Source organism: Clostridium sp. (assembly GCF_050717635.1).
Lineage (GTDB): Bacteria > Bacillota > Clostridia > Clostridiales > Clostridiaceae > Clostridium_AD.
The window spans coordinates 405,434-420,248 of sequence record NZ_JBOITO010000013.1; the positions used below are offsets into that span (position 1 = coordinate 405,434).

Here is a 14,815-nt window from a genome sequence, read left to right on the forward strand (position 1 = left end):
TTGACTTGCCATTGGTGTCATGTCATGGAAAAGGAATCCTTTGAAAATGAAGAAGTAGCAGCAGTTTTAAATAAAAATTTTGTAGCAATAAAAGTAGATCGTGAAGAACGTCCAGATATAGATAGTATTTATATGACTGTATGCCAAGCACTAACTGGAAGTGGTGGATGGCCATTAACTATTATTATGACTCCTGATAAAAATCCATTCTATGCGGGAACTTATTTTCCAAAGGATAGTAAGTATGGAAGACCAGGTATAATGGATGTAATGAATTCAATTGCGCAGCAGTGGAGTGAGAAAAAAGAAGACATTGTAAATTCTAGTGAAAAAATAGTGGAGTATATTAAAAATAGTCACACACAGGTTAACGAAAAAGAATTGCAAGAAATAGGAGAACAAGAGATACATAATGCATATAACAGCTTTAACAATGCATTTGATAATAATTATGGTGGATTTGGTAGATCTCCAAAATTTCCATCACCTCATAATTTGAATTTTTTATTAAGATACTGGAAAAATTATAAGGAACCTAAGGCGCTTAAAATAGTAGAAAAAACATTGGAAGCAATGCATTCGGGAGGAATTTTTGATCATATTGGGTTTGGTTTTTCTAGGTATTCCACAGATGAGAAGTGGCTTGTACCTCACTTTGAAAAAATGTTATATGATAATGCACTTTTAGCATCAGCATATATTGAGACTTTTGAAGCTACAGGTAATGTATTTTACAAGGGTGTTGCTGAGAAAATTTTCACTTATATACTTAGGGATATGACATCAAAAGAAGGAGCTTTTTATTCAGCAGAAGATGCGGATAGTGAAGGAGAAGAAGGCAAATTCTATTTGTTAACACTAAAGGAAGTAAATTTAGTTTTAGGTGAGGAGTTTTATGAAATCTATTGTAGACATTATGATATAACAAAAGAAGGTAATTTCGAAGGCCACAATATTCCAAATCTCATTGGTAAAAAAAGCGGCTCCTATATAGATGAAGATTTAGAAAATAAATTAGAAGAAATGAGACAAAAGCTATTTAAATATAGAGAAAAAAGAGTTCATCCTTATAAAGACGACAAGATATTAGCATCTTGGAATGGGCTTATGATTGCTGCGCTTGCTTATGGTGGAAGAGTTTTTGAAAATAGTAGTTATATTGTGCAAGCGGAAAAGGCTATGGATTTTATCTTAAATAATATGATTAATGAAAAAGGAAGATTAATGGCTAGATACAGGGATGGTGAAATAGCACACTTAGGATATTTAGAGGACTATGCATTCGTGGTTCATGCCTTAATTGAACTATATGAAGCTACTTTTAATGTATCATATTTAACCAAAGCACTAGAACTTAATGAAAATATGCTTAAGCTATTTAAAGATGAAGATCAAAGTGGACTCTTCTTATATGGTATAGATGGAGAGCAGCTAATTGTAAGGCCGAAAGATATATATGATGGCGCAGTGCCTTCAGGTAATTCGGTGGCTACACTAAACATGTTAAGGCTTGCTAGATTAAGCGCTAATAGAGAATTAGAAAATGAAGCATACAAGCAATTTGAAGTTTTTGCTTCCAAGGTTAAAACTATAGAAAGTGCTCATGCTTATTTTATGACTGCACTATTATATAGTAAGGTGCCTGGAAAGGATATTATTATTTCAGGTGAAGAACAGGAAGCTAATACTAAAGTTATGATTAATGAAATTAACAGCGTTTATCTTCCTTTTGCCACAGTAATTTTAAACACTGGGGATGAAGAGTTAAATTCCATTAATCCTGAAATAAAAGCGTATAAACAGTTGCAGGGAAAAACTACGGCTTATATTTGTGAAAACTTTAATTGTAAACAGCCTATTATTGATTTAAAGAAGTTTATAGAAAATATTAAAGGGTAAGATTATCATGAATCTTAATTAAGGTGGAACAGTTATCGAAGACAGTGAAATTGATTAAATAAAATTCGTTTTATTTATTTATACAATTGAGGATTTGTTCTTGGTTTTTAAAAGAATTGACAAACATTCACTATTTAGAGTATAATGTAACATATTATTGAACAAATATATTACATCAAATTCTGTGAAGAGGACAGTACTTTCTTATTAATCTTTAAGCGAGCAAGGGTAGAGTGTAAGCCTTGTAAGGTATAAGAAGTTAAATATTATTTAACAAAATTAATCCGTTAATTTTAGGAAAAGAACCTTGGAGAAGCTGCCTCAACAAGTTAGAAGTATTAATTTTTGACTCTTATAGGGCATGCCGCTAATTAGCGTTAAAATATTGAGTGGACTTTATAGAAAGCTAGAGTGGTACCGCGGAAATATAACCCGTCTCTTTATTTAGAGATGGGTTTTTGTTGTATAGTAATGAACATTAGTTTTAAAAACAGGAGGGAAATTTATATGGATTATAAAAAAATAGTTGTAGAGAGAATTAAACAATTGGTGGATTTAGAAATAGAAACAATAGAGAATTTAATTGAAACACCACCAAGGCCTGAAATGGGGGAATTTGCTTTTCCGTGTTTTCAATTAGCTAAAACCATGAAAAAAGCACCAGCTATGATAGCTAAGGATTTAAAAGAAAAAATTGAAAAAGAAGGCTTTGAAAAAGTAGAGTGTTTTGGACCTTACTTAAACTTCTTCTTAGACAAAAGCGTATTTATTAAAAAGACTGTAGAGAAGGTGTTAGCAGAGGGAGATAGTTATGGTTCATCTAAAATAGGTGAAGGCAAGAATATGGTAGTAGAATACTCATCACCTAATATAGCAAAGCCATTTCATGTAGGCCATTTATTTACTACAGCTATTGGTAACGCGCTTTATAAGATACTTTCTTTTGAAGGCTATAATTGTACAGGAATTAATCATCTTGGAGATTGGGGAACACAATTTGGTAAACTTATTTACGCGTATAAAAACTGGGGTGACGAAGTAGCTTTAGAAAAGGATCCTATTAGAGAATTATTAAGGATTTATGTTAAATTTCATGCAGAAGCTGAGCTTGATGATACACTTAATGAAGAAGGAAGAATGTACTTTAAGAAATTAGAAGAAGGCTGCGAAGAGGAAGTTGCACTTTGGAATAGATTTAAAGATTTAAGCCTTGTGGAATTTAAAAAGCTTTATGAAACTCTAAATGTTAAATTTGATTCTTATGCTGGAGAAAGTTTTTACTGTGACAAGATGGATGATGTAATTAAAGATATAGAATCTAAGGGACTGCTTGTAGAAAGTAATGGAGCTAAGGTTGTAATGCTAGATGAGTACAATATGCCACCTTGCATCATTAGAAAAGCAGATGGGGCTACAATTTATGCAACTCGTGATTTAGCAGCAGCAACTTATAGAAAGAAGACTTATGATTTCCATAAAAACATATATGTTGTTGGAAAAGATCAATCCCTTCATTTTAATCAAGTATTTACAACGCTAAAGCTTATGGGTAATAAATGGGCAGAGGATTGCGTACATGTACCATTTGGTACAGTAAGATTTTCGGATAAGAAATTATCTACAAGAAAAGGTGATGTTATTTTCTTAGATGATTTATTGAACGAAGCGGTAGCTAAGACTCTTGAAATAATAAATGAAAAAAATCCTGAACTTGAAAATAAGGAAGAAGTAGCTAAAAAAGTAGGAATAGGAGCTATTATATTCACTTATTTAAAAAATCATAGAGAAAGAGATATTGTCTTCAATTGGGAAGAAATGCTTAGCTTTGATGGGGAAACAGGTCCTTATGTACAATATACTTATGCAAGAGCTAAAAGTATATTAAGAAAAGTTATGGAAAATAGCGACACTGATGAAACTAATGTAGAGGTGGACTATAATACGCTAAATTCTAAAGAAGAATTTGAACTTGTAAAACAATTAGAAGGTTTCCAAAGTTCAATTTTGTACTCTATTGAGAAATTAGAACCGTCTGTAGTGACAAGATACGTTATTGATGTAGCTAAATCTTTTAATAAATTCTATAATCAGCACAATATAGCAAATTTAGAAGATAAATCGGCTAAACTTGCAAAAATTAAAATGGTAGAAGCTACTTGTACCGTAATAAAGAATGCATTAGGCCTTATAGGTATAGAGGTTGTAGATAGAATGTAAATTATGAACGTTATTGCATTTGCAATAACGTTCATTTTAAGGTATTATTATATTATAGAAAAATGTGAAATTTATACGTTTCTTTTTTTATAGATTAGGGGGAAGTATGTTTATCAAAGAATATGAAATTAAAGTTGTTTTACCTAAGGAAATTTTCAAAAGATTTAAGATGGGTACTATTGCGTATTTAGATATTGAAGCTACAGGTTTTGATTTGGAATATGATAAAATAGTGTTGATATCCCTAGGGTATTACTTAAATGAAGAAGAATTTAAAGTTATTCAATATTTTGCAGAGACGCCTTATGAAGAGGAAAATATTTTAAAAGAGCTTAAGAAAGCTATGAGTAATTTTAAAAGATGGTGTTCTTTTAATGGCACAGCCTTTGATGAACCCTTTGTAATTAGAAAGATGAATAAATATAATTTGCATTTTAGATTGCCTGGTGAACACATAGATTTATTTAGAATTATAAGACCCTTTTATAAAAGAATGGGAATGAAGGGTTGTAGTTTGAAGAATGTAGAGCAGTTTATAGGTATTTATAGGCAAGATGAAATAAGTGGAGCTAGAAGCGTTGAGATTTATAATGAATATCTAGAAAAACATGATGACAAATTGAAGGAAATTCTTATGCTTCATAATTATGAAGATGTTGCAAATTTGCCTAGAATTTTTAATGTAATCAACACAATTGAAAATGATTTGGATGTTAAGAGGAAAGAAAAACTAGCTAAAAAACAAATGGCTCTACAAAAGAGCAATAGAAATAGAAGTGAATCATTAAAAGTAGTCAACAGCCAACTATAAAAAAGTAGGTGGAAAAGTTAATAACACATAAAAAAAGATTGATATAATACACAGTGTATTATATCAATCTTTTTGTTTATTTTTTTATTTCTTCATCTTTTTTGTTCTTGTCACTAGAAATCTTTAAATTGCAACTATGACTACAATTTTTGCAGCCACTACCGCAATCACCGCTTGCTTGTTTTTTAATGTTGGAATACAAGAGATATGCAGCTACGATAACAATAACACCAACAATAATAAATTCCATAATCACATCACCTCTTTTTATTTTGTACTATTAGTTCTTTAATTATCCTATTATAAGACTACCTACATTAAATATTATAAAAGAAACTACCCAAGCGAGTATTAGTTGATAGACTAGTGAAAAAGTAGCCATTTTACTTCCATATTCTTTTTTCATAGTTGCAATTACTGATACACAAGGAGTGTAAAGTAATACAAAAGAGAGAAAACTGTAAGCGGCTAGTGGTGAAAAATAGTTAGGCAAGATATGTGTTAAATTGCCTCCGTATATGACACCCATGGTACCTACAACAACTTCTTTAGCCATAAGACCAGTTAGAAGAGCTATAGAATTTTGCCAAGAAGCAAAACCAAGTGGAATAAATATAGGGTTTATAAATTTTCCGATAGCAGCAAGGAAACTAGAGTTTATATCAACCATACCTGTAGTGTTAAAATTTGATAAAAACCAAACTAATACTGAAATCGAGAAGATTATAGTACCAGCTTTCTTCAAGAAGCCTTTACCTTTTTCCCAAGTATGAAGTAGCAAAGTCTTTGGATCTGGTAATTTATATTCTGGTAATTCTATAATGAAAGGTTCTTCATCTTTTTTAAACAGTGTGTTTTTAAATAAGATACCAATTCCAAAGGCGAGGCCAATACCCATTAAGTATAATGAAAATACTATTAAGGTCTCGCGTCCAGGAAAAAATACTGATGCAAAGAGTGCATAAACTGGTAGTCTAGCATTGCAAGACATTAGAGGTACTAAAAGAGCAGTTAATTTTCTATCTTTATCACTTTCTAAAGTTCTAGCAGACATTATAGCTGGCACAGAACATCCAAATCCCACAATTAAGGGAATAAATGCTTTACCGGATAAACCCATTTTTCTCATTAATTTATCCATTATAAAAGCAGCTCTTGCCATATAGCCACTGTCTTCTAAAAATGATATACCTAAGAATAATGCCAATATAACTGGTAGAAATACTACTACAGAGCCTACTCCTCCTACAATACCATCGATTATAAGAGAAGAAAACCATCCGCTATTACTTGCAAGTACATTAGTTAAAAATGGAATAAAAGAATCATTAAGTAAGGAATCTAATAAATCAGCTAAAGGTTGTCCAACCCAATTGAAAGTGAACATAAAAATTAAAAATAAACTACCGAAAAAAAGCGGATAAGCCATAAATCTATTTAGAACAATTTTATCTATTATTTCTGTAATAGAAATTTTACTATCATTACTTTTGTTAGTGCAGGATTTTAATAAAGTTTCAATGTAACCATATGTTTCTTTTTCATCTTTAAATTTTAAATTGTTAGTTGTTGTAATAATGTAATCCTTTTTAAGTATGCAATCTGTAACTTCTGATATTCCCGTGCCTTTTGAAGCTATAATAGGTATTATTTTCATCCCTAATTTTTCTGATAAAAGGTTATAATCAATATCAAAGCCTTTAGATTTGGCAACATCAACCATGTTTAATACTAAAATTATTGGTATATTAAATTGCTTTAATTGCGTTGTAAGATATAAATTCCTTTCAAGACTTGATGCATCAACAATATTTATAATTATATCTACGGTTCCATTTTCTAAAAACTCTTTGGAAACTTTCTCTTCGTTTGAATAAGTATCCATTGCATAAATACCAGGTAAATCAACAATTTTAATTTGATTATTAATTATGCCTTCTTTTTTATCTACGGTTACTCCACCCCAATTACCTACATGTTGATTGGATCCTGTAAGTGCGTTAAATAGTGTCGTTTTACCAACATTAGGGTTACCTAATAGTGCAGCAGTAATCATTTAAGTCCTCCTTCTTATGCAGTTTTAACATGTATATTTTTAGCGTCATTTTTTCTAATGGCCAAGTTGAAACCACGTAAACTAATAATTATTGGATCGCCTAGAGGAGCAGTTGCTTTTAGTGTTATTTCTGTGCCTTCTATGCAACCTAGTGCGAGTAATCTCTTCATAAATTTTTTGTCGCCATAAATTGATTTTATAAGTGCTTTATCACCAGGTTTTAAATCGTAGATGCTCATAATAATCACTCCTCATTGAAAATAATTCTCAATATCATTTTACCATCATTATTTGTTGGTGTCAATATAAAAATAATGCTCAAATGTACTATATTTTTAAAAATACTTCATATAATAAGAGAAACTGTGATAACATATAAATAGAAAAGAGTTGTAAAAAAGTTAGTAAACTTAGTAGAGAAGAGTGATAATGTGATTACAAAACTTAGTAGTATTAAAGTGGGGGAAATTTCAACAGAGAAAGCCCTTGCAATAGATGGAAATAGAGATCTCTTTAAAGATGCATTGTTTTTTGATTTAGAACATTATATTTATAAAAAACCCATATGTATTGGAGTTTTTGGATGTTGTGCTTATGATGAAAACTCAAATGAATTAAGGGTTACTCAATACATGGCAGAGAATAAAAAAGATGCTATACAAATATTGTCCTTAGCTAAAGATTATTTTGAAGAAATGAAGAATAAATATAACAAAAAATGCATCGTTACTTTTTCAGGAAATAATGATTTTACTGTTATAAATTATTTGTTAAAGGCACACAAAATAGACTTTTTATTAGAAGGATATTTTCAAGAGGTAGATCTTCAAAAATGTTATGAAAAAGCTGAAGGAAATTGTATTGGGCTTAAAGCACTAGAAAAGATATTTGATATTGATCGTGAAAGTGAATTAATTAGTGGTTCTAATTTAGCTAAAACTTTTGGTAAAATAGTAAAAGATGAGGACTATATAAATAGAATGCCTCAGGAGAAGAAAGATAAAATACTACTATATAATCAACAGGATGTTGTGAGTTTATTTTATATATATGTGGATTGGTTTAATAAAGTAAAATTAAAAACAGAACAAAGCGAAACACAGCAATAGCTGTGTTTTTTTTATTGAGAATAAAAATGTATAGTAAGTTCTTCTGCGTGCCTTGAAATAGAGCTCGAAACTAGGAATTTCATTAAGAAACTCTAATCTTTCGCTCATATAAAATCCTCTAACGCTCACATTCGCCTTCCTGGCTCAGGTTCGCTGGGCTGACGTCCTGTCAGCACTACGAGAGTTTTACCTTCGTAAAAGAAGAATTTCTAAATGGTATTTCAATAGTTTCTTCGCTTCTGTTTCAAGTCACTTCGAAGAACTTCTATACATGAGTTAGCAATAAAAAATGCGAGAGTGAAGTAATAATAAATGTTGATAGCATTTATATAAAATTAAAGTTTTAGAAAACTTATAACATTTAGATAAAAATAAAGTAATAAAAAATGTTGACAACATTTATATAAAATTGAGGGATAAAAAATAGTGATAATATTTATATATAATAATTTGTTAAAAGGGAATAATGGGAACCTTTACATAATAATGTAGTAGAAAGTATATGCAAATAAATAACAGGTAATTGTGCGGTACATATTCATGTTTAAAAGAGAGTGACGCAAATTATTAAGGGGGAGAGAGTATGGAGAAGATTCGAAGGAACATTGATGCGGCTATGGGGAGGATTAAATCAGATTTGGTATTAAAGAATGCAAATTTTATTAATGTATTTACTGAAACAATGGATAGTGGAGATATTGCTATAGTTAATGATACTATTATTGGTATTGGGAATTATGATGGGGAAATTGAAATTGATTGTTCAGATTTATATGTAACACCAGGATTTATAGATGCGCATGTGCATATAGAATCCTCTATGGTTATGCCGCAGCAGTATGGGAGAACTGTAATTAAAAAAGGTGTAACTACCGTAATAGCAGATCCACATGAAATTGCTAATGTAGATGGAATGAAGGGTATAAATTTCATGCTGGAAAATAGTGCGAAGGCTCCTATAGATATTTTTATCATGCTACCTTCTTGTGTTCCAGCTACTAAATTTGAGGATAGTGGTTGCACTATTAACGCACAGGAGTTAGAAAAGTTAATAGATAATAATAGAGTGCTAGGCCTTGGTGAGGTAATGGATGTTGCCGCAGTTATAAATAAGGATGGTGAAATATTAGAAAAAATAGAAATGGCAAAGCATAAACATATTGACGGTCATTGTCCGAGTGTATCATATAGAGAGCTTAACGCATATTTAAGTTCTGGTGTTAGAACAGATCATGAGTGTACTAGTGCTAAGGAAGCCTTAGACAAAGTTAGCATGGGAATGTACGTTATGCTAAGAGAAGGGTCTGCTGCAAGAAATTTAAAAGATCTACTTCCAGCAGTTAACAAACATAATTTCGGGAGATTTTTGTTTTGTACTGATGATAGACATATAGATGACGTATTAGAAGGTGGGTCTATAGATAATTGTATTAGAATGTCAATAAAACAAGGGCTTAGTCCTATAATGGCATTTATAATTGCTTCATTTAATGCAGCTAAGTGTTATGATTTAAAGGACAGAGGTGCTATAGCCCCAGGATATAAAGCTGATTTGGTTATATTTGAAGACTTAAAGGGTTTAAATATAGTGAGAGTTATTAAAGATGGCAAGCAGTACACAGAGCTTCGGGATGTAAAACAGGAAAAATTAAAAATAAGCTCTTCCATGCATATGGAGTTTATAAATAGTGATATATTTAAGGTGGAAAGTAAAACTAAAACGGTAAATGTAATAAAATTAATTCCAAAATCCCTAGAAACTAAATTGGTACAAAGAAAAACAGAAAATGAACTTGGTTATATAAAGAGAATGGTGGAAAAAGATATATTAAAGATAGCAGTGTTTGAAAGACATCACAACACAGGTAAGCATTTTGTTGGATTTATAGAAGGCCTGGGATTAAAGCATTGCTCTATAGCACAAACAATATCTCATGATTCTCATAACGTTATAGTGGTGGGAGAAAATGATAAGGACATGGAGGTGGCGGTTAATGCTCTTATATCTATTGGTGGGGGAATAGTCATGGTGTCCGAGGGAAGGGTTATAGCTCAATTAAGCTTGCCAATTGGAGGTATAATGAGTTTTGAAACCCCATACATGGTGGCGGAGAATCTAAAGAGGCTTAGTAGGATTGCTAGAAACTTCGGAGTGCGAGAGGAGTATGATCCGTTTATAAGCTTATCTTTTATGGCGCTTCCAGTAATACCACAGGTTAAAATTACTGCTAGAGGACTGTTTGATTATAATAAATCTGAGTTTATTAACCTCTTTGTCGAATAATAGGGAAAGAAAATTTTTCGTAAAAAAAATGAGATTTATTTGTGCTATTCTTATACTTATTTGTACTTAATTAGGTTAGACGTTAATAGATCAATCATAAAAACAAAGATAAAGGATTGAAAATACACATATAAGAGCTGTGTAATTGTTAACTTTAAAAGTGACATATTTAATTGTAAATATAGTTTAATTTAATAAAAAAGTAGATAGCCTAACTCTTTTAAGAGAAGGGCTATTTTTTTTGTGAAAAAATTACAATATTTTTTATTATTGAATTGAATTTCTTTAAGAAGTGATATATAATAATTTAAATAGTAAAATAATGCTAATCTTTATTATAAAAAAGAATTAAACTTTACATCTAAGAGGTCGATAATATCTTTGAGTAGTGTATGTCTTATAAGTGTAAGGAGAAAAATATGTTTGGATTAAAGAAAAGACTGGGAGATCTATTAGTTGATGCAGGGAAATTGACTAAAGAACAATTAAAAGAGGTTCTAAGTATTGCTAGAAAATCATGAACTAATGATATAAACATAGAACCTTTTGAAACTTATTTATGAAATACTATTTTCAATAAAGGGGCATGACTAATGAAGATTATGGCAAAAAAAAGACTAGGAGATTTATTAGTAGAGTCAAGAAAGATAGCTCCAGAACAACTTAAGAAAGTACTTATAAAACAGCAAGGATCTGGTAAAAGGCTAGGAGAACTTCTTATCGAAGATGGTATTTTAAGTGAAGAAGATATCTTAGAAGTTCTAGAACAACAATTATGTATAAATAGAGTATACCTAGATATGGAACATATTGAGCAAAAGGTTGCACAATTAGTTCCGGTAAGTATTTCAAAAAAATATAATTTAGTTGCTTTTGGTATGGAGAATAATAAACTAAAGGTGGCCATGTCTGATCCACTAAATATATTTGCAATAGACGATGTTAAGATATCTTCAGGTTTTGACGTTGAAATATACATTGCAGCAACAAAAGATATTGAAGATGCGATAGATAGATATTATACAAATCAAAATGCTCAAAAAGCTGCTGAGGATTTATCAAAATCTCAAGGAACAAATGAAGGTAAGGAAGAAAACAAAGTACAATTAGATGATATAAAAAGTGCTCCGGCAGTGAGACTGGTTGATTCTATAATAAGTGATGCAATAAAGTTGAAAGCTAGTGATATTCATATAGAGCCTTTTGAAAATCACATAAAAATAAGATACAGGATTGATGGCACATTAAAAGAAATATCTAAGTATAATAAAGATATTTTTAATGCTTTTATAACTCGTATAAAAATACTTGCAGAATTGAATATTGCAGAGAAGAGAATTCCACAGGACGGTAGAATTTTAACTGTTGTAGACGATAAGAAGATAGATTTGCGGGTATCAACGCTGCCAACAATTCACGGTGAAAAAGTTGTAATCCGGGTATTAGATAGAGAAAATTTTTTAGTAGGTAAAGAAAAACTAGGTATGAATGAAGATGACTTAGAAAAAGTAGAAAGAATACTTAAAATCCCATATGGAATAATTTTGGTTACAGGACCTACAGGTAGTGGAAAATCCACTACACTATATACCTTATTAAGTGAACTTAATGACAACAGTAAGAACATTATAACAGTAGAAGACCCTGTAGAGTACGTAGTAGATGGAATAAATCAAGTAAACGTAAATGCTAAAGCAGGACTAACTTTTGCATCGGGCCTCAGGTCGATTTTAAGACAAGACCCTGATGTAGTTATGATAGGTGAGATAAGGGATAACGAGACAGCAGAAATTGCTACCAGAGCATCTATAACAGGACATATAGTGTTAAGCACAATACACACTAACGATGCACCATCAGCGATAGTAAGGCTTATAGATATGGATATACAGCCTTACCTAGTAGCTAGTGCCATAGCGGGAATTATATCTCAAAGACTTGTAAAAAAGATATGCCCCATGTGCAGTGAAATTTACGTAGCAACTGATTTTGAAAAAGAAATTCTAGGAATTCACTCAAATGAGGAGTTGTTTCTTCACAAGGGTAAGGGTTGCGGTCACTGTAACAAAAGTGGATATGCAGGAAGAATAGGTGTATACGAAATAATGGAAGTAACTCGTAAACATAGAGAATATATAATGCGCAATGCCAGTGTAGATGAAATAAGAGATATAAGTGTTGAAAATGGAATGAAAACGCTAAAAGCATCTTGTATTGATTTAGTTTTAAAAGGAATGACAACTATAGAAGAACTGGTTAAGATAGCATTTTTGAAAGAATAGGAGTTTTAAAAAAAAGGGGGTGAGAAAGTGCTTACTTTTAAGTATAAAGTTATGAATCACCAAGGTGAGAAAATAGAAGGGACATTTAAAGCTAATAGTCAAAATGAAGTATTAGCCATGATAGAGGATAATAATTACTATCCTATAGAAGTAAAAGAAGTATTAGAACGTGAAGAGCAAGATTTATTCGAATCCTTTGCGAAGGTTAAAACAAAGGATATATACATTTTCTGTAGACAGTTTCACACCATGATAAACGCAGGCGCTAATATTTCTAATGCATTAGATGTTTTAAGAAAACAAACTACCAATAAAAAACTAAAGAAATGTTTAAATGAAGCACATGATGATGTTCAAAAGGGAATTTCTCTATCAGAGGCATTTGGAAAGCATAATGATGTGTTTCCAGATTTACTTGTAAATATGATTAACACTGGGGAAGTCAGTGGTAATTTAGACATAATAATGTCACGAATGGCATCGCATTTTGAAAAAGAAAATAAAATAAACAACCAAATTAAGAGTGCTATGGTTTATCCAATAGTGTTAGCAAGTTTATCTATAGTAATAGTAGCCTTCATTTTGACCTTTATAATGCCTACCTTTGTAGGAATGTTTGAGAGCTCAGGGGTAGCGCTACCAGCACCAACAAGGATAGTTATGGGATTAAGTAAATTTATAACAACTAAATGGTATATTTTAATTGCAGTTATAGGTGGAGGGATTTATGGTATGAAAACTTATGCTAAAACTCCAGCAGGTAGATTATCAATAGATGGATTAAAATTAAAATTACCAATAATTAAAGATATTACAGAAAAAGTAATAGTATCTAGATTTACTAGAACACTAGCTACAGTACTTGCTAGTGGTGTATCTTTGGTACAAGCACTAGAAGTAGTGCAAAAGGTAGTTGGAAATAAAGTAGCAGAGAAAAGCTTAGAATTAATTAAAGAAAAAGTGCTAAAAGGTGTATCTTTAGGTGAAGCACTAGGAGAAGAAAAAATATTTCCAATGATGTTGCACTCCATGATAAAAATAGGTGAAGAATCAGGATCACTAGACGATATATTAGATAAGACAGCAAATTTTTATGATGAAGAACTAGAATCATCGCTGAAAAGAATGACTACAATGATAGAGCCACTTATGATAATAATAATGGGGTTTTTAATTGGAGGAATAGTTATTGCTATGATGTTACCTATATTTGATATGGGTAATACAGTTCAATAATAGTTTGAATACAGCTCCACAGGAGATGATTAATATGATAAAGCTACAAAATTATGTGCATGGAAATTATAAATATTAGTAATATGATAATTTTGTAGTTTAATCATTATTATATATTTTAAATATTAGTTTATAAGGGGGAATTATTAATGAAAATGGATTTAATAAAAACAAAAAAGAAAAAGGGGTTTACGCTAATAGAACTTATTGTTGTTATTGCAATTATAGGAATATTGGCAGCAATTGCAGTTCCTAGGTTAACTGGTTTTCAAGATAAGGCAAGGAAAACTCAGGTGGTTACTGATGCACACCAAATTACCACAGCTATTGAGTCATTATTAACTGAATCAGCTAATGGTGCTATTACTACAACGATACCATCAAGTGCAATAACGATTTCAACTTCTACTAATGGGTCAGATCCTGTTTTAAAAGTAGCTGGGATTACGCCTGGTGGTACGGATACCGCGAAGACATTAATTTATGGTGCTGATGGCAATTTTACTCTAACAGAAGTTATAAATAAAAAAACTTATACTGCTACTAGAGCAGCAGGATTAGCACCAGCTGTTAGTGATGGGGTTGTAGTAGCAGGGCCATAACAAGTTGATTTTAGTAGCAAGTAGTAAGGAACTGACTTCCAGTTAGCAACCATTAAACGGATTCGCTCCGCTAATCCATTTAATGGAATGGGGTCGTGTCAGCCACCTAGAAGCAAGCTCAGTCCCTTCGCAAGGCCCCCCGGGGGTCATGAACAAATTGTGAATGACTGCTGTTAAAGCAATTTACTCAGGCCAATAAGTCAAGGTTACAAATCAAAACTTCCAGTTCTTGTTACCACCTCATGGCGGGTAACAAGAACTGGAAGTATATATTAAACATTTTAACTAAACAAACTAAAAAAGAGGTGACCACCAATGT

Annotated in this window: 11 protein-coding genes; 8 read left to right on the forward strand and 3 right to left on the reverse strand. The window is 31.4% G+C overall.

The window, feature by feature from the left end:
- Positions 1-24: 24 nt before the first annotated feature.
- The 3 genes from ACREWB_RS07900 (at position 25) to ACREWB_RS07910 (ending at position 4,927) form a co-directional block, all read left to right on the forward strand.
- Complete coding sequence (locus tag ACREWB_RS07900; protein WP_503417245.1) at positions 25-1,899, forward strand: thioredoxin domain-containing protein; 1,875 nt, start codon at positions 25-27, stop codon at positions 1,897-1,899.
- Between the two features lie 507 nt (positions 1,900-2,406).
- Positions 2,407-4,116 (forward strand): arginine--tRNA ligase, encoded by a 1,710-nt coding sequence (gene argS, locus ACREWB_RS07905; RefSeq protein WP_431546909.1) that lies wholly within the window; start codon positions 2,407-2,409, stop codon positions 4,114-4,116.
- Between the two features lie 106 nt (positions 4,117-4,222).
- The gene (locus ACREWB_RS07910; protein WP_431546910.1) at positions 4,223-4,927 is read left to right on the forward strand and encodes a ribonuclease H-like domain-containing protein; all 705 of its coding nucleotides are present in this window, start codon (positions 4,223-4,225) and stop codon (positions 4,925-4,927) included.
- 76 nt (positions 4,928-5,003) lie between these two features.
- Here the strand turns inward: ACREWB_RS07910 and ACREWB_RS07915 are convergent, their stop codons facing one another.
- The 3 genes from ACREWB_RS07915 to ACREWB_RS07925 are packed head-to-tail and all read right to left on the reverse strand — an operon-like array spanning position 5,004 to position 7,222.
- Complete coding sequence (locus ACREWB_RS07915; RefSeq protein ID WP_431546911.1) at positions 5,004-5,177, reverse strand: FeoB-associated Cys-rich membrane protein; 174 nt, start codon at positions 5,175-5,177, stop codon at positions 5,004-5,006.
- A 42-nt stretch (positions 5,178-5,219) separates the two neighbouring features.
- Positions 5,220-6,983, reverse strand: a complete 1,764-nt coding sequence (gene feoB / locus ACREWB_RS07920; RefSeq protein WP_431546912.1) for a ferrous iron transport protein B — start codon at positions 6,981-6,983, stop codon at positions 5,220-5,222.
- Between the two features lie 14 nt (positions 6,984-6,997).
- Complete coding sequence (locus tag ACREWB_RS07925) at positions 6,998-7,222, reverse strand: FeoA family protein (protein WP_431546913.1); 225 nt, start codon at positions 7,220-7,222, stop codon at positions 6,998-7,000.
- Positions 7,223-7,414: 192 nt separating this feature from the next.
- Between ACREWB_RS07925 and ACREWB_RS07930 the strand changes: the two genes are divergently transcribed.
- From ACREWB_RS07930 to ACREWB_RS07950, 5 genes are all read left to right on the forward strand, one after another.
- The gene (locus ACREWB_RS07930) at positions 7,415-8,092 is read left to right on the forward strand and encodes a ribonuclease H-like domain-containing protein (RefSeq protein ID WP_431546914.1); all 678 of its coding nucleotides are present in this window, start codon (positions 7,415-7,417) and stop codon (positions 8,090-8,092) included.
- A 583-nt stretch (positions 8,093-8,675) separates the two neighbouring features.
- Entirely contained in the window at positions 8,676-10,376 is a 1,701-nt protein-coding gene (gene ade / locus ACREWB_RS07935; RefSeq protein ID WP_431546915.1) for an adenine deaminase, read from the forward strand.
- Between the two features lie 593 nt (positions 10,377-10,969).
- On the forward strand, positions 10,970-12,658 hold the full coding sequence (locus ACREWB_RS07940) for a GspE/PulE family protein (RefSeq protein WP_431546916.1): 1,689 nt from the start codon (positions 10,970-10,972) through the stop codon (positions 12,656-12,658).
- A 27-nt stretch (positions 12,659-12,685) separates the two neighbouring features.
- Entirely contained in the window at positions 12,686-13,894 is a 1,209-nt protein-coding gene (locus ACREWB_RS07945) for a type II secretion system F family protein (RefSeq protein ID WP_431546917.1), read from the forward strand.
- 149 nt (positions 13,895-14,043) lie between these two features.
- A complete protein-coding gene (locus ACREWB_RS07950; protein ID WP_431546918.1) occupies positions 14,044-14,496 on the forward strand; it encodes a type II secretion system protein in 453 nt (150 codons plus the stop codon).
- Positions 14,497-14,815: the final 319 nt, after the last annotated feature.

Coding starts and splice junctions, on each gene's coding strand:
- ade (WP_431546915.1), top strand. CDS start 8,676: ATGGAGAAGATTCGAAGGAACATTGATGCGGCTATGGGGAGGATTAAA.
- ACREWB_RS07915 (WP_431546911.1), bottom strand. CDS start 5,177: ATGGAATTTATTATTGTTGGTGTTATTGTTATCGTAGCTGCATATCTC.
- ACREWB_RS07925 (WP_431546913.1), bottom strand. CDS start 7,222: ATGAGCATCTACGATTTAAAACCTGGTGATAAAGCACTTATAAAATCA.
- argS (WP_431546909.1), top strand. CDS start 2,407: ATGGATTATAAAAAAATAGTTGTAGAGAGAATTAAACAATTGGTGGAT.
- ACREWB_RS07940 (WP_431546916.1), top strand. CDS start 10,970: ATGAAGATTATGGCAAAAAAAAGACTAGGAGATTTATTAGTAGAGTCA.
- ACREWB_RS07900 (WP_503417245.1), top strand. CDS start 25: ATGGAAAAGGAATCCTTTGAAAATGAAGAAGTAGCAGCAGTTTTAAAT.
- feoB (WP_431546912.1), bottom strand. CDS start 6,983: ATGATTACTGCTGCACTATTAGGTAACCCTAATGTTGGTAAAACGACA.
- ACREWB_RS07950 (WP_431546918.1), top strand. CDS start 14,044: ATGAAAATGGATTTAATAAAAACAAAAAAGAAAAAGGGGTTTACGCTA.
- ACREWB_RS07910 (WP_431546910.1), top strand. CDS start 4,223: ATGTTTATCAAAGAATATGAAATTAAAGTTGTTTTACCTAAGGAAATT.